Source organism: Chroococcidiopsis sp. SAG 2025 (assembly GCF_032860985.1).
In the GTDB taxonomy this organism is placed as follows: Bacteria; Cyanobacteriota; Cyanobacteriia; order Cyanobacteriales; family Chroococcidiopsidaceae; genus Chroococcidiopsis.
On record NZ_JAOCNC010000001.1, the window covers coordinates 1769538 to 1786826 of the forward strand.

The 17289-nt window shown below is 41.7% G+C and carries 13 protein-coding genes; all 13 read right to left on the reverse strand.

What is annotated here, in order from left to right; all coding sequences use genetic code 11:
- Window positions 1–370 precede the first annotated feature (370 nt).
- Entirely contained in the window at window positions 371–961 is a 591-nt protein-coding gene (locus tag N4J56_RS08500; RefSeq protein ID WP_317106058.1) for a hypothetical protein, read from the reverse strand.
- Window positions 958–2073 (reverse strand): hypothetical protein, encoded by a 1116-nt coding sequence (locus N4J56_RS08505; protein WP_317106059.1) that lies wholly within the window; start codon window positions 2071–2073, stop codon window positions 958–960. Before N4J56_RS08505 ends, N4J56_RS08500 begins: the two co-directional genes overlap by 4 nt.
- Before the next feature lie 104 nt (window positions 2074–2177).
- A complete protein-coding gene (locus N4J56_RS08510) occupies window positions 2178–3245 on the reverse strand; it encodes an NAD-dependent epimerase/dehydratase family protein (RefSeq protein WP_317106060.1) in 1068 nt (355 codons plus the stop codon).
- Window positions 3246–3250: 5 nt separating this feature from the next.
- Entirely contained in the window at window positions 3251–3967 is a 717-nt protein-coding gene (locus tag N4J56_RS08515; RefSeq protein ID WP_317106061.1) for a methyltransferase, read from the reverse strand.
- A 44-nt stretch (window positions 3968–4011) separates the two neighbouring features.
- Window positions 4012–5277 (reverse strand): glycosyltransferase, encoded by a 1266-nt coding sequence (locus N4J56_RS08520; protein WP_317106062.1) that lies wholly within the window; start codon window positions 5275–5277, stop codon window positions 4012–4014.
- A 63-nt stretch (window positions 5278–5340) separates the two neighbouring features.
- Window positions 5341–6405: an NAD-dependent epimerase/dehydratase family protein gene (locus N4J56_RS08525; protein WP_317106063.1), complete on the reverse strand. Its 1065-nt coding sequence runs from the start codon at window positions 6403–6405 to the stop codon at window positions 5341–5343.
- Between the two features lie 800 nt (window positions 6406–7205).
- Window positions 7206–7742: a hypothetical protein gene (locus tag N4J56_RS08530; protein ID WP_317106064.1), complete on the reverse strand. Its 537-nt coding sequence runs from the start codon at window positions 7740–7742 to the stop codon at window positions 7206–7208.
- Window positions 7743–7832: 90 nt separating this feature from the next.
- Window positions 7833–8342 carry a MarR family transcriptional regulator gene (locus N4J56_RS08535; RefSeq protein WP_317106065.1) on the reverse strand — a complete coding sequence of 170 codons (510 nt, stop codon included), beginning with the start codon at window positions 8340–8342 and terminating at the stop codon, window positions 7833–7835.
- A 100-nt stretch (window positions 8343–8442) separates the two neighbouring features.
- A complete protein-coding gene (locus tag N4J56_RS08540) occupies window positions 8443–12057 on the reverse strand; it encodes an eIF2A-related protein (RefSeq protein ID WP_317106066.1) in 3615 nt (1204 codons plus the stop codon).
- Between the two features lie 112 nt (window positions 12058–12169).
- Window positions 12170–12679: a hypothetical protein gene (locus tag N4J56_RS08545; protein WP_317106067.1), complete on the reverse strand. Its 510-nt coding sequence runs from the start codon at window positions 12677–12679 to the stop codon at window positions 12170–12172.
- Window positions 12680–12849: 170 nt separating this feature from the next.
- Complete coding sequence (locus N4J56_RS08550; protein WP_317106068.1) at window positions 12850–15300, reverse strand: alpha-amylase family glycosyl hydrolase; 2451 nt, start codon at window positions 15298–15300, stop codon at window positions 12850–12852.
- Between the two features lie 22 nt (window positions 15301–15322).
- Window positions 15323–16324, reverse strand: a complete 1002-nt coding sequence (locus tag N4J56_RS08555; protein ID WP_317106069.1) for an aldo/keto reductase — start codon at window positions 16322–16324, stop codon at window positions 15323–15325.
- 68 nt (window positions 16325–16392) lie between these two features.
- Entirely contained in the window at window positions 16393–17271 is an 879-nt protein-coding gene (locus N4J56_RS08560; RefSeq protein WP_317106070.1) for an alpha/beta hydrolase, read from the reverse strand.
- Between the last annotated feature and the right edge of the window lie 18 nt (window positions 17272–17289).

Sequence of the window (17289 nt, forward strand, 5' to 3'; positions counted from 1 at the left end):
TGTCAACTGCTGCACGGCTAATTGCATATTGCCAAGATAGCTCTAAATCCGTTCCTAGACTGTTGGGTATTGGTACAAAAATCAGAAAACAGTATACTAATAGGATTATCCAAATTATAGAAAGTAGAAAAGAATTTTGTTTAACCATTATTTCATTTTAGAAAAAAACAATAAATAATTTGTTTTTATTACAAAACCAGTAAGATTATCAAAAATTTGGATGTAAGATATTACTACTTATTTATGAGAAGTTGTAGAGAGACAAGTATTATTTGTAGTATTGCATCATTGTTTATGTAATAATTTTACATGTTTCAACTTGAGCAATAAATAAAACAATTTCAGCAAAAAGGCTATTTACTAATATCTTTTACTCCACCACATTAACTTTAATTTCACCATCTAACTTGATAAATTGCTTATCCACAGGCTCGTATACCCAAGCTTTAATTACAGTCTGTCCAAGTGGTAATGGCTTGAATGAAATGTTAGCTGACCATCCTACTTTGTTAGGTTGAATCAAGTTAAATGCCTTGTCAACAATGGAACTATCTGGGTTTACAAGCGCATCAGCAAAAAAAGATTTGCTACTACCATAAGAAAACAGTACTATTTTTGAAAGTTCTTGACTATTCGACAGCATACACCAGCCTCTCAAATTTATACTTCCATTCCTACTAGTTGTTATAGAGTTTCTTGTTGTAGAGGGATATTCTATACTCCCATAGCTCTTGATTGGCTTAGTGATGAAAGATATATCTTTTGGAAACTCTCTCAAACCTATCTCTTCCAATGTTTTTGCATAATGTTTTAGCTGACTAGTAAAAGAAAGTGGAAGCAAACCTTCAAAACACTTGTGTTCAGTTCCTTCTATAAATTTTATTAACTCTAGGCAAGTCTTACCAGCCTGTCTTTGTAAATGAAGAGAACTTATTTGTGGAAGTTGATTAACAGAATTCATAAGAAAAATCCCATTAAAAGCCCAATAATAAAATTATTATTTGATAAAAATATTTGCAATAAATGGATGGTAGAAATAATTAGTAATATTGAAGAGGTTATATATTTCACTGACATGGCGTGTCCAACTCCATAGCCTGCTCTACCTAGAGTAGTCACGAGGGCGAAGAGAATTGCGAATAAACCTATTGATATCCAAGATGCTACTTCTAAGTTTATGTTTAACGTGAAATTAGTTTTTTTGACAAAATGAAATGTTAACAATAGAAAAACTCCAAAAAATATTATTCCTGCAAGTGTGGGAAGAATCGCCTTGTATATAAGTGGAGTTCCTAGAAGAGTAAAAAAGTAATGTAAAGTCGCTAATGGATTTTTGAGAAAGAAAAGCGTTGTGGGATGGTGGTTTGGTTTATGATAATTAATAAAATAAGCAACAAAATTTATTAGAAATAGTAATAACCATATTGTAATTCTTGTCTTTTTCTGTCTAGCATTCCCTTTAATAGAAACTATTGAAGGTATTACAGCTAACCAAGTTAGTAAGCCATGTGCTAAAGAAAAACTAGCTATAAAGCAAGGTATTACAGCCAAGTACAACCTTTTTGGGTAGTTATTTGATAAAGAAATAATTAGAACAGCTATTGCTAAACAGGTATTAACTAAGAACCATGCTAGTTGGAAACCCCATAACCAGTTTTCATACTGAACTATAGAAAACAGTAAAACGCAGGTTAAAATATTGGTTAAATGCTTTGATATGCTGAGATTCTTCTTTGCATTCAAAGTTGAAATTTTGTAAAATACCAAAGAATTTATTGCTACTAAAAATACACTGAAATACGATTCATATCTAACATCCCATTTAGAGAAAAAAGCCAAACCGATATAGATAACCTTTGGAAAAAGTATACGATGTTCGTTATGTTGAGCAAAAAAATCAACAAAGCTTGCTTTGCTTGTGGTAATTTTTTCCAACAAAGCAACTAAGCTCCATTGATCCCAGAACGGAGCATTTACGCTAAAAATAGCGATAAAAGATAGAGTAACTGCTGGCGGAATGAGATAAGCAAATAATAAGGCTATATTAAATTTAGAATTTGTAGATTTGTACATAAAAGAAGCTTTTAAGTTTAGTCTTTCTTTTCCTATTTCAAAGAGTTTATAGTGGTTTCATAAACTCACGGTAGCCTTCCTATTGCTGGTGTTACAACTATTCCTTAAAGAAAAATTTCACTAACTTGATGCTCGAATTTATGCAGCCACTCATAAATTTCAGTTAGAGTTGTTTTTGCATCTTTCCGAGGTTGCCATCCAGTGGCATACATCACTTTGCTAGAGTCTGTGATAAAAATCGGAACATCTCCCATGCGAGAGGCTGGAAGCGGAGTAATTGGTATGTTGTGTCCGCAGATTTCCTGGCAAAGCTGCGTCGTCTCGCAGAGTGAAAGTGTATTGTTTACCCCACCGCCTACATTAAATGTCTGTCCAGCTAATTTTGATAATTGATGAATTTGCAGGTCAATTAAGTTTAGGAGATCGCTTACATGTAAAAAATCTCGTACCTGTTTGCCCGTTCCACCATAGCCAATGTATTTTAACGATCGCTTGAAGTAGTGAAATGCCATCCACAGAGCAAATACGCCTTGATCGACTTTGCCCATTTGCCAGGGTCCAGTCAGCACGCCACAGCGGTTAATTATAGTTCTTAGTCCATAAGCCTCGGCATATTCAGCCACCAACAGCTCTGATGCTAACTTAGTAGCACCGTAAAGCGATCGCGACCCATTTAAAGGAAAATTCTCAGCAATACCTTGGCTCGATGCTCCTGGTAGACTTTGTTGCTCTAAGAGTTGAAACCGTGTTTCTGTCTCTTTAAACTGCAAACTACTAAGGCTCTTAATTGGATAGATTCTACTAGTAGAAAGAAAAATAAAATCTGCCTGAGTTTGTCGAGCCAATTCTAGACAGTTTATAGTTCCCACCAAATTTGTTTGTAGTACGTACCCTGGAGACGCATATCCCGCTAAAACTGATGGTTCTGCCGAACACTCTACAATTAAGTCGGGTTTAAGTGCCACTGGATCGAGATCTTCTTGATTTCGTACATCTCCATGAATAAACTGAATACCTGCTTGCTTCAGTCGAGGTAAATTTAGCTCTGAACCCCGCCGCTTGAGGTTATCTAAAGCAGTAATCTGCCAGTCAGGATAGCGCTGAGCCAACCCCAACGCTAGAGTACTACCTACAAAACCCGCTCCTCCTGTAATCAAAACATGTCGAGTCATTAGATCTATCTCCCGATTGCTGGTAATTCATTAACTTTGGAAGGTTTAACTGCTTTCACAAACATTTGCCCTCCTAAAAACCTCCACAAGATTTTCAATCTAAGGTAGAGTCTTAAAAGCTGAGGTGAAGATAGTCTACCTTTTGTTGAATAAGGCAAAAACCTCGGAATTAACACATCAATCTCAAAGCCCACAGTCTCTAATATTTCTTTCAAAGAAAGGTGCGTCAGTGGTAATTCATGATCGATAAAGTCATAGTACTCCTTAAACGAGTACTTAAAGTTTGGTTGAATAATTAACAGAGAACCACCAGGCTTAAGGCGATCCCAGCAGAACAACAAAATTTCAATTAACTCTTCTTTATTATTTAAATGTTCAAAAAAATTAGAAATAAAGATGCGATCGACACGCTTTGTAAACAAATCTCGCTCTTTAGAATTTAGCAGATTAATATGCGCGACCCCAATATCAGAATTAGAGAAGACTTGAGAGTCAGGGTTTAAATCAATCAAATACTTTTCTTTTGCTTGAACGTGATTGATAAACTCGCAATATCCTCCCCCAATATCTAATACAATTGAGTCTCGTCCAACATGTGCTTGCAAAAAATTCTCTATTAGAACTTTCCACAAAGCAATTTTAGCTCTCCTTTCTTTATAATTAAATCGATTGCTGTAAAGCTTTTTTAAATATTTTTCTTGGTTTAAATGCGAAACAACCATGATTTTATCAGCTTCCTCGAATTAAGAATTATTCCTCGTAAGGTTCATCTACGAATTGCAGGCTGTAAATTCTTCCGAACATAATCTCCTCTAGAAAGTTTCTTTTCTAGAAAGACACACAAAGCAATAAATAAGTAACGACTCCCCATTTCTTTGAGCTTTAACTTGGAAACTCCTGTTGTACGATTGCGCCATGAAATTGGTATAACTGCGTAAGAGTAGCCTCGCGCGATCGCTTTAAGCGGAATTTCAACTGTAAGATTGAAGTGATGAGATAAAAGTGGATACACTCCCTTAATGACTTCTCGTCGATAAGCCTTAAAAGCATTAGTCGTGTCGTTGAAGTTTAAACCAAATAAGATTTGAATAAACAAATTGGCTAAACGATTCACAATCAACTTATGAGCTGGATAGTCAATGACTTTACCACCTTTAATAAAGCGGGAGCCAAACACGCATTCGTAACCTTGACATAGTTTATAGTAGTAAGCAACTATATCTTCTGGAGCGTCAGAGCAATCTGCCATTACAATCGCTACAGCATTCCCTTGAAAATTCTCTAAACCGCAGCGTACTGCAAAACCAAAACCATTAGGATAATAGTTGTTAATGTAGGTTACTTTGGGATTCTGTAAGCGAAGCTGTTGTAAAACTGCCTCTGTGCGATCGCGACTATTATCGTTAACTACTAAAATGTCGTAAGGGATGTACTTCTCTTCTAAAACTTGGCTAATCGATTGGATCGTTTGGGCAATACAATCCTCTTCGTTATAAGCTGGAATGACTATCGAAAGAACCAGATTAGGTTCAATATTTACAGAGGCTACAGGTAGTTTATTTGAATTTGACGGATTTGCTAAAGCTGGTGCTAATCCTTCTGGATAATAAAGCTCGGTCTTTTTTCTAGTTTTAAATACTAGGCGATCGCTAATTATATAGTTAAGAATAGCACCCAATAGTACGCCTATGAGGGTATTAGTTTGAGGGCTAAGACTTAACCAATCGAGGATAGGGAAAAGAGTTAAACGTACAATTATGCTCGAACTAGCAGATACATGATAGAGCGGTAGCTGTCGCCACAAAACTTTTTCCAGTCTCCAATCACCACCAGTCCATACCCAAATGCGGTAGATGAAAAAACTAAATAATAACGATACCTCCATTGATATTGCATTGGCGAGATTTCGCAATTCAGGTGTATGAAACCCTAAGCGATCGATTAATATCGAAATGAGCCAGATATTCAGTGCTGCTGCTACACCCCCACCAAGAAAAAATTTAACTGTTCGTTGTTGAAATATTTTTTGCATCGCTATTACTCCAATATAAATGAAGCTAAGAGAGTAAGTTGCACTACTTAAACAAGCTAATTTTTAATTCCACCGACTCGTATTTTGAATGTAAATTTCTTTAACAATGTTTTTAATACCATAAGTTAAGTTCCAGTCAGGATAATGCTGTTGAAACTTCTGAACATCACTAATCCACCAGACATGATCTCCAATTCTATTAATCTCTTCATAACTCCAATTGAGTTTTTTATCAGCGATCGCTTCACATTCTTGAATCGCTTCTAATATCGAGCAATTGCTAAACCGACTTCCCCCAATGTTGTAAACCTCAGCAACACGAGGAGCTTGGTAAAAATGATAGAAAGCATTGACTAGATCGTAGCTATGAATATTGTCTCGAACTTGCTTCCCCTTGTAGCCATAAACCCGATAGGGTTTTCCCAACATCGTGCATTTCATTAAATAAGATAGAAACCCATGTAATTCAGTACCTGAGTGACTAGGACCTGTTAAACATCCACCCCGAAAGTTAGCAGTTTTCATGCCAAAGTAACGTCCGTATTCTTGGACTAATACATCTGCTGCAACCTTGGAAGCTCCAAACAAGGAGTGTTTACATTGGTCAATACTCATAGTTTCATCAATGCCGACACTGTATGGATGTGTTTCCTCAATTTCCCAGCGCCACTCTTGCTCAACTAGTGGCAAAAAATTGGGTGTATCTCCATAAACTTTATTAGTAGAACAAAAAATGAAGACAGCATTTGAACAAATTTGACGGGTATTTTCTAGTAAGACCAAAGTACCGTTAGCATTGACTGTAAAATCAGTGTAGGGGTCGCGAGCTGCCCAGTCATGGGAAGGCTGAGCTGCTGTATGAATAATTAAGCTAATGTCTGTGTTATAGTGTTGAAATAGTTGAGTAACTGCCTCGCGATCGCGAATATCAATATTATGATGAATGTAGCGTTCTGCATATTTTTCTAATAGAAGATCGCGATTCCATTTAGTAGAAGCATTTTCCCCAAAGAACACTTGCCGCATATTATTATCAATTCCTACAACGGTATAACCCTGATCGCAGAAAAATCTCACTGATTCAGAACCAATTAATCCTGCCGAACCCGTAACTAAAATAACTGTCATAGCTTTATGTAGTAGCTTTAGCAAATATCTATCGCTCAGGTTGCAGCTTCACGACTACCTCTAGTAGCTCTTAGAGCTAAATTTAAATCAAATCTTAAAATAGACTTAAAAAGTCTTACCATTATGCAATAGTAAGTTCAAGTACTACTTGATTAAGCAACCTAGTCCTTATATTCTTCTAGAACTTATATTTTGTTAAGACAGAAAAGTTCAGGAATTGAAAAAATAATAGAATTGACAGTAAAGTAAGTAGTTTGTTTGTGGCGATGGTTATAGTTTATCTAATGCGTGCTTTGTTAGCAGAAGTTTTTGAATCTAATAAAAATTTTGGTAAGACAATACTGATATAATTAGTATTTAAGATTTCTTAGTATTAAAATTGTTAAAAAGTTAGTTAGGAAACTTAGCAACAAAATTAGTCTAGAAAAATAGATAAATTGTAAAAAAAAGAACTATCTCGGAGACAATACCTTGATATAGCGTTTCATCCTCTGATAAAAAGCAACCATAAAGAAAGGTTGATAGGAGATTGCCAACCATCAACCCTGTTTTATGTTTCAACTTTAAATTGAAGTAAGATGACGTTTACGTTAACACAAAATATGAAAAGTCTTGCGCTGAGAAGTGATTGATGCTAGCTGGAGCTGTAACGTTGTGCCATTTTCAGCGTGCGATCGCGCTGCTAGCAACAGCCAAGGAAGCGATAGTCAAAAGTAAAGACATATATCAAAAGTCAAGAGTTAAAATACTTGATGACAGAATCAAGGTGACTTGGGTATCTCACTCTACCTTATTCAACTTTAACTCGAAGCAACAGAGCGCTCTTGTTGCCGATTCTCGATTTTTCTCCTTCCCCAAGGCTTCATCACAGAAATAGCAACGATCGCTAAAATACAGCCAGTCTGTATGGCAGCACCAATTAACACTGCTTTTTGGTCAAATATATATAGAGGATTATGCCATGCTTGAATTCGCTCTGTTTGAGCAATAGCAGTCATTGCATTTGTCCAGGGACCAAGCCAGATAGTACCCGTGACAATCAGGGTGACCGTCATCACCCATTTAACTATTACCCAGTAGTGTTTGAAAAACCCCCAAATTGTTAGCCAGCAGAGCAATCCGCCTGTGACTAATGATAGGACAGCCGCGGGGATAATGACAAAATCATCTAGCAGTTTCAGAACTGAGTTAATTGCGTAAAGTTCATCGCCATTGATGGTGTTGCGGTTATGTAGTGCGATCGCAACCATAGATAAAGCCGTGCCAAACCATATACTGCCTACAGCAACATGGACAGATAGCAGCCAGTTTTTTTGCTTGACGCTCAGTTTTTTCATATTTAGTACACCACTAAAAAATATTAGCCGCCGTATAGTTAGGCGACTAACTATATCCTACAGTACGCTCGCAAATTAGTTTAGTTGCAGTTATGGTTCGCGCATTGCAGCAGTACCAGAACGCAGTTTACCGAGTAACTCGATCAATGTCTTTTTTTCTAGATCCGTCAACTGAGACATCATGCTGGTCGTGCGGCAAAAATGCTCTGGGAGGAGATTTGAGACGAGTTCTCGCCCCTTTTCAGTCAGATGGATCGTTAGCATTCGGCGATCGCCTGGATAGGGTTGGCGCTGCACTAATTTTTCCCGTTCTAATCCATCTAACAGTCCGGTAATAGTTGCACGAGTGACACCCGCACGTTCGGCAAAATCCGAAGGTGTAAGTCCCTGTTGCCCAGCCACAAACAATTGCATTAGTAGGGTAAACTTGCCCACAGATAAGCTGTGACGGGCAAAATGAGTTTCTAGGGCAGTATAAACATCAGCAGTAGTATCGAGAAAAGCCAAACAGGTTGCGACTGAAGCAATATCAACTTCTGGAAATTGTTGAGCCAGCTGCTCGATCGTCTCGCGGTTGGGTATGCTGCGGGAGGAAACCATAGGAAAGTCAAAAGTTAAAAGTCAAAAGTCAAAAGTCAAAACTAAGAACAACTAACTATCGATCGCTACAAAAGACCAATGACTAATGACCAACGACCAATTACAACTTAGTTTGACAGGTTTTGCTGGCTATCTTAGCTGTTTCTGTGGCAGACGCAGTGAGAATGGAATGTGCTTGTAGTTTGTTGCAAGCTGTTTTCAACCAAGTTGAGAAACTACCACCATGCCATAATTGTACTGTTTTGTCCCAACTCCCGCTGACAATATGTTGCCCGTCGGGGCTAATTGCAATTGAGGTGACAGAAGCTTCATGTTTTTGCATCGGTTGACCGATCGCATTGCCTTGCAAATCCCACAGTCTTACCGTGCGATCGCGACTACCACTAACGATATATTCTCCATTTGGGCTGAATGCAACGGATGTAACGAGACTACCATGCCCTAAAAAAGGCTGACCGATCGCGTTGCCTTGGCGATCCCACAAACGTACCGTGCGATCGCGGCTAGCGCTAACGACATATTTTCCATCAGGACTAAAAGCAACTGAGTGGACTTCATCTGGATGTCTGCGCCAGGGTTGACCGATAGGATTGCCCTTTAGATCCCACACGCGAATTGTTTTGTCGTTACCACCGCTGATAATCTGTTGTCCATCAGGACTGATGGCAACTGAGAATACGCCACCTTCATGTCCTTGGAAGGGAGGCGCGATCGCATTACCCTGTTTATCCCACAATCGAATTGTGCCGTCTGCACTACCACTAATAATCAATTGCCCATCAGGACTGATGGCGACCGAGAATACATCACCTGCATGTCCTTGGAAGGGAGGCGCGATCGCATTACCCTGTTTATCCCACAATCGTACCGTGCGATCGTCGCTACTACTGGCGATATATTGTCCGTCAGGGCTAATAACAATTGAGTTTACAGCACCTTGATGACCTTGTAACTGAGCCAGAGGATTTCCAGATTTATCCCACAACTGAATTGTCTTGTCAGCACTACCACTAGCAACGTACTGCCCATCGGGACTCATAGCTACAGCTAAGACTTTATCCTGGTGTCCCGTCAGAGTGCGATCGCTTTCAAAATCGGCTCGATTCCACAAGCGCACCGTACCATCTTCACTGCTACTAATAATTGTTTCTCTATCAGGGCTAAAGCCAACTGAGTAAAGATAATATTCGTGTCCGATCAGAGGTTGACCGATTTGATTTCCTTTGAGATCCCACAATCGAATTGTTTTATCATCGCTGCCACTCAAAATATACTTTCCATCGGGGCTAAAAGTGACTGCACGGACAAAATCTTCGTGTCCGGTGAAGGATTGACCGATCGCATTGCCCCTGAGATCCCATAATCGAATTGTATTATCAGCACTACCACTTGCAATTGCTTTTCCGTCGGGACTGAAGGCAACTGCAAACACCTGGTCTTGATGACCCCGAAAGGGCTGGTTGCGTGGATTTCCTTGTTTGTCCCACAACCTAATCGTGTTGTCAGTACCACCGCTAGCAATATATTGTCCGTCTGGACTGAAGGCGACTGACCAAACTTGCCCTTGTCGTGTTTGAATTGGCTGACCTACAGAATTGCCTTGTAAATCCCATAATCTGACTGTGCCATCATCGCCACCGCTAACTATATATTTTCCATCAGGGCTAAAGGCAACTGATTTGACGTGATTAACATGACCTTGAAATGGTTGACCGATCGCCTGACCAGATTTATCCCACAACCATACTGTACCATCGGCGCTACCACTAACTATATACTGTCCGTCAGGGCTAAAAGCAATGGAGAAAATGCCTTGCTGGTGTCCTTGCAAGGGTTGACCGACGGGCTTTCCAGATTTGTCCCACAGTCGTATCGTTCTATCAATACTACCACTAGCTATAATTTGACCATCAGGGCTAAAAGCAGCTACCCAAACAGCACCCTGATGTCCTCTGAGGGCATTGCGTTCTGTCGGTACGGCGATCGCATCCCGTAAACTAGAACGTATTTGGGGTAAAATCTGCGCGTAGCGATCGCTAAATCGGTCTATACTTTCACCAGTGAGGGCGATCGCACTCGTTACTCCTGCTACTGGATTAACGTGTAGCAGGTTGGTGGCTTGATTTGCTCGTTCGCGCAACCATAAAATTGCTCTCTGTCGTTCGGCTTGATGCCATTGCACGCCTGCCAAAAGTGCGAGTCCGGCAAAAATAATTGACGTGCCGGAAACTGCTATGAGTTGTCGCTTTCTGCGTGTTTCTGCTTCCCGAAGACGGCGATCGCGTTCGGCTATACTAACATCGATAAATTGATTTTCTAACCCAGTTAACCCACCCAGGCGATCGAATTCTTGCTGTTGTCGTAGTTCTTCCACTCGTTGCAACTTGGAACCACTCCAGAGTTCGTCTGGCGGTGTGCCTGCATCTTGCCAGCGTTGGGCATCTTCTGATAATCGATTGCGAATGGCGATCGTTTCTTTACTATCTTCGATCCATTCTTTCAGAGTTGACCAAGAGTTAATTAAAATTTCGTGAGCAATTTCTACAGTCGATTGTTCTTGACGATTGGTAACTAATAAGTTGCTGTCAATTAATCGCTCTAAAATACTTTGAACCAATTGATTATCAAATTCAGTCAGATGAGCGCGACGACTGACAGCTTTTCCCACTATATTGACTTCTTTTTCTGTTGCGGTTAAATCGATTAATCTCAGAAAGATTTGTTTTGCTGCAAGTTGCTCTTGTGGTTGTAAATGCTGATAAATGCAATCGACATGAATTTGTAATGCACCACGCACGCCGCCTAGTTCTCGATAGGTTTTAATGTTTAAAGTACGGTCTGAAATATCTTCATGTTGCCAAAGTAAATCTAAAGTATATTGTAATAAAGGTAAAGAACCAGCTTGTCCTTGAATATCTCGAATAATTTCTTCTACTAATCCAGCTTCAAAAATAACACCATGATGGGCAGCAGGTTGTTCTATCGCCTGTCTCAACTCGTCTGGATACATATCAGTGACGAGATGAATATTCTGCTGCGCAATTTTACCTAAGTTTGGATAGGGACTAAAACGATCTAAAAAATCTGCTCGCATTGCTAAGATAATTTTGACAGATTGCCGATTCGACTTAGCAATAGCAATTAAATTATCAATAAATTTTTTGCGTTTTTCTAAATCTTGACATAAGGTAAAAAGTTCTTCAAATTGGTCGATAAATATGAGCCACTGCGAATCATCCTCTTTCAAAGCGTGAATACCCTGATTGAGTGGTAACTTAAAATTATCAAAAGCAGTTTCTACTTCGGATTGTCTATAGCCTTTGCTAATCAAACTAATCCGAAAAGACTCAAAAGGGTTTCTGTCAGGCGTAAATGTAAAGTCGCGAAATTTAGCACCTAACCTTTCAGCAAGCTGAGGGATAATTCCAGCCCGAACTAAGGATGACTTGCCACTTCCAGATGCCCCCAAAAGTAGGATAAAATTACTTTGGCTGACGATTGAAATTAAATTGGCAATGAGGCGATCGCGACCGAAGAAAATATCTTTATTATTAACTTCAAATTTTTTCAGTCCCCGATAAGGCGAAGTTGAATTGAGAGGACGAGTTTGAATTGCAGAAGCAGTGACTTGAAGGATTTGGTTAATTGTAAAGACATTCCCATCTCCCAATGCAATATCACCGAAGCTTTGTACTTGCTGTTGACTGTTTAACATTTTTTGTCATTAGTCGTTATTTATGGAAATGTGAGTATTGAAAAATGAAAGTGAGAAGTCAACTGATAACTTTGTACAGACGTTATATGTAACATCTGTACACCGATAACTCTCAAACAATCATGGCAATGATATTAGCAATAGCCAAGGCAGGATCGGCAAATTCTGCTACTTTCTTACAACAAGTTTCTAAAGCGTTTCCTGCTTGAACTAGTAAGTTTTTATCTGGTTTGGGCTTGACAAGTTCTTCTTCTACAACTGAAATAGTTGCCTCAGCATTTTTCTTTTCTAATATATTCAGCTTCTCAGTTTGAGCAATTCCTTGTTTAAGTGTTTGTAATAAATCTAAAGCTTCTTGAATTTCTTTTTTAGCAAATTCACCCGTGTTTGTACTACGAGCTAAATTTACAGAGCCTTCAGCAGAAATCTGATTAGCATCAAAAGTATTGCCGCTGCCAAGGGTAACGTTACCAAAGGATTGAGATTGCTGGTTTCTACTTGAAGGTTTTACACCTGCTGGAGAATTGAAAACTGTAGCCAGCTGCGATTGCAGGGCAATTTTTTCTTCTGAGGTGAAGGTTTTAATGATGTCTAAAATATCTTCAACTGTGTATTTTGGCATGATGAAGTAAGTCAAAAGTTAAAAGTCAAAATTTTTTGGATGCAGATAGCAGTAAATTTTGTGTTACGATAAGAAGTTCTATCGCCCCCTTTTTAAGGGGGTTGGGTAGTTCTAAATCGCATCCCAAGGAGAACTCTTATTGCCCCCTTTTTAAGGGGAGCTGGGAGAATCTAAACTCGTTGCAAAACGACAAATCCGTTTGCTGGAATGACAACATTAATCCAACCGTTATTAGAAGTAATAGAGCCGCCTAAGTTGCCGACACTATTTCCCCCATAAGGTTCGGCATCGCTGTTAAAAATCTCGCGCCAAGAACCATTTCCAAGACGAGAAGATTCGATCGCATATCCCGAACCAAAAGGATTATTGTTGAGACTAGCGACAATTAGAAATTCTTGAGAGTTGTCCCAGCGTCTAAATGCAATAACTCGGTTAGCATTGTGGGCATGGATAATATCGATATTGTGCGATCGCAATCCTGAATTGTCGAGTCGCAGTCGGATAATATCCTGATAAAATCGAAACAATTGCTGTCCGTTAGTTTGCCGTTCGCCTAGCAAATCTTCGCGGTTGTCCATGAAGCCACGGTATCTGTAGGCTTTTTGCGCCCCAATTTCTTCACCCATGAGAAACATTGGCGTACCCGCACTCAGCATTGTCACGCCACAAGCAAAGTGACAGCGTGCCTCAGCAAAGCGCCGCGTGTCGCCAATTAAAGGTGCAGAGTTCACCGCCGCTACAATCGTGCGCCGAGATTCAACGCGATAACCACCTTCGTCATAATATGAGTTACCTGCTTCGTCGTGGGATTCGTGGTAAACAACTTTGTGACTGCCAGATGCTGCTAACGCGCCTGCAAAGTAATCCATTGCTAGCGGATCGTTGTCACCATAACCAGCCGTGGGAATGAGTTTGGCATATTCTCTTCCGGCGCTGGCATCGCCGACTAAATTATGGTAAAAACTGGAATACCAAGCCGCATCAAACCCCAAACCACCATTTTCAGTTGACTCGGTAACTCGATCCCAATCAGAATGATCCTCCGCCATCAACATCACATCTGGGCGGATCAGTTTCAGCGTCCGACACCATTCTCGCAGGAATTTAGCCCCAAAAACATTAACGTTTCCTAACGGTCTACCATCGGCGTGTAGTACGTTATATGAGTGCATCGAAGTTGTTTGATCGACGCGGAAACCGTCAACATGAAACTCTTCTAATAAAGTCGCAGCACTGCTGATAAACATCTTCCGCACCATCTCCTCATGAAAGCGGGGAGAGAAACCAGTAGACATGTTGTCTACATATCCGCCTTCTGGGAAGTGCCTGCCATCGGTGTAGAAATAGTTGCTAGAGTTACCCTCGTACCAGTAATAAATGTTTTGTTCGGGAATGTCTGAATCATAAGCCCATTGCGCGCGTCCGGCATCTGGAGAGTAGTGGTTGTAGACGACATCCATAATTACGGCAATGCCGTTACGATGGCACTCGCGGACGAAATGCTTCAGTTGGTCGCGACCACCCGCGCTGTATTCTAAAGCAAAGTAGTGGGATGTTTCGTAACCCCAATTTTCTTCGTCTCTAAATTCAGACATGGGCAGCAATTCAACTGCATTGACACCCAAATCGACTAAGTAGGGTAGTAGTTGTATAGCATCGGCAAAATTACCAGGTCGATTCGTACCGTATCCCAACGCACCAATGTGCAGTTCGTAGATAACGAGATCTTCAACGCGACGGGGAAGGGGACGATTGGGATTAAATTCGTTTTGCCAAAACTCTGCCTCAGAGGTAAATTCTTGTGAAGATGACGTAATGCTATCTCCAGGTTGCATCAAAACGCGATCGGGATCGACAACTACCGAACAACTCACCGAACCATCAAGGTCGCGGTAATCGCCAGTATAAGCTGCGCCGTTGGGGTTTATATTCCCTTGACCCATTTGGCAGCGGGAATATAAATCTGTTTTGTACTCCACCCTGCCATCCTGTTTCGTAATCCGATACATGTAGGGCAGATGGTCAAAATTGGCGAAATTAGCGAGGGCAGAATTAGCAATATTTGTCTGCCAAATGCCATTGTTTTGTCGGGATAAAGCCAACGTACTGCGAGAGGAGTCGATACCGGAACCGTCATCACCTATATAACCACTAGCGCCACCAAAAACCACTTCTACATTTTGAGCGTTAGGCGACCAAACGGCAAATTGAATCGCTGGCTGGGGAGCCTCGGTATAGTATTTTTGCGCTCCTAGAAGACGCGAGTGCGTGAGGTAATAGCGTTCTGGTTGCGGTTTCCCGCTATCAGGTTGTAGTGTAAAACTGCGGTAGCGATCGCTCGAATTGCCGTCATTAATCTCAGTGGCGATGCCCCACCAATCTGCGCCTGCTGGACTATCTAGAATTACACTCCAACGGAATAACCAGCCAACCTGCGAATCATCTAACTCAACGATCGTTGTCAAGCAGGGACAGCCATCTTCACCAATAGATTGTTGCATGGGGATAGTCGTCCACTGCTCCGAATAGCGTCCGTTGCTGTCCCAGCTACCAGTTAAACGGACGTTGGCAAAAATCTCTCTTCTTAATCCCGTGCAATATGTAAACTGAATGGTAGCCATAGCAAATCTCTTGTTAACGTCTTTATGTTTTTCTTTCGCTGTCGAGCATAGCCATCTGCCCAGCATCGTAGCGACCGCCCGCCACCGCAGTTGTTGGTACTGCCTTTTCAATCCGGGCAAGATCTGCCACAGACAGCTCTATTTCCAACGCGCCCAGTGCCTCAGCAAGGCGATCGCGCCGACGCGCCCCAACTAGGGGAATAATGTCCGATCCTTGCGCTAAAGCCCAGGCGATCGCGACTTGAGCCACTGTCGCCCCTTTCTCGTGGGCGATCGCCCGTAGCGCCTCGACGAGAGCGAGGTTGCAATCTAGGTTTGCGCCTTTAAAGCGGGGCAGGTGGGCGCGGAAGTCGCGGGCTGTTTCGGATCGTTCTTTCGACCAGTGACCGCTCAAAAGACCGCGCGACAGGACTCCATAGGCAGTAATTGCGATGCCGAGTTCGCGGGCTGTAGGCAGAATCTCAGCTTCAATACCGCGACTGAGGAGCGAATATTCAATTTGCAGCCAGCTAATCGGGTGAACGGCTTGGGCGCGGCGCAGGGTTTCGGCTCCTGCTTCTGAAAGCCCGATATGGCGGACGTAGCCCGCTTCAACCATTTCGGCGATCGCGCCGACTGTCTCTTCGATCGGCACTGTATGGTCTATCCGCGCTGGTTGGTAAAGATCGATGTAGTCGGTTCCCAGCCGTTTGAGCGTGTAGGCAAGGAAGTTTTTCACAGCAACGGGGCGGCAATCAACGCCAATAAACCCACCGTTAGGCGATCGCATCGCCCCGAATTTGACGGCGATAAAGACATCTTCACGCCTGCGACCTTTCAAGGCTTCGCGCAGGAGCATCTCATTGTGACCCGATCCGTAGAAGTCTCCTGTATCCAATAACGTAATCCCAGCGGCAAGAGCATCGTGTATGGTGGAGATGCTTTCAGCTTCGTCAGCGGGACCGTAGAAGTCTGACATCCCCATCAGCCCTAAACCCAGAGCAGAGACATGTGGACCGTTGTTACCGAGAGTGCGTGTCTGCATAACCTTCCTTCAAAAAGCGTTAATAGAAAGATACAAGATCGCGTCAAAAATCAATCATCAGCCTTAGCTTAAACCATTGAGTGCTTCTGGAGAAAAGCCAGGGCAGCTTGTCCGACTTCTACGGGATTCATGCTTTGCATCCCGTGAGTTGCATTCATGATGCCGCATCGTTCGGCTTGCGGTAGCCAGTCGATCAGAAACTGCTGCGTTTCGCGAAAACCAGGCATCGCAGCTTCACTGTCCAATCCCATCGCCGCTAAAACTGGCATAGTTGGTTTTTTCTCGACTAGCCGATCTGCCTCTGACATTCTGAATCCCCAATTGGAAATTGCCGGGAAATCAATTGTGAAAGCGATATTGGCATCAACGGCAACTCTGTCCCACACGTCAATTGGATTTGTCATATCGACAGCACTCAGAAAACTGTGTCCGCAGACATCCACCATGTAGCGCTGAGCAGCACCCAGGCGATCGCCAGCTTTAAACAGATCCATCGCTCGATTAAAGGCATTCACGTTTGCTTCAACTGCCTCTGGTGCTTCTCTCGGCAAGTATGGTTCGAGCAGGATGGCAGAATGCACCATCTCAGGATAGGAAAGCATGAACTGGAAGCCAATTACGCCACCAAAGGAAAAAGCCAGAATGTGAGCTTTTTCAATCCCTAAATGCTCCAGTAATTGTTTAGCGTGTTCTGCACCTTCCTCAATGCTCAAACTATCTTTCTCTAACGTGCTGCCGTTGTAGCCAGCTCTGTAGTAGCTAATAAACTGGTATTTTTCAAACAGCTGGGGATAAAACTGTAGCGGTGTAATCAGGCTGTCAGCAATATTCGTACCATGAATGCACAGTACGGGTTCGCCACTTCCCACTAAAGCATATCTAAGTTCGGCATTATTGACTTTTGCCCGTTGGTTATGATCGATTGACCAATCGCGACCGATATACATTGATTCTCTCCATGGAAA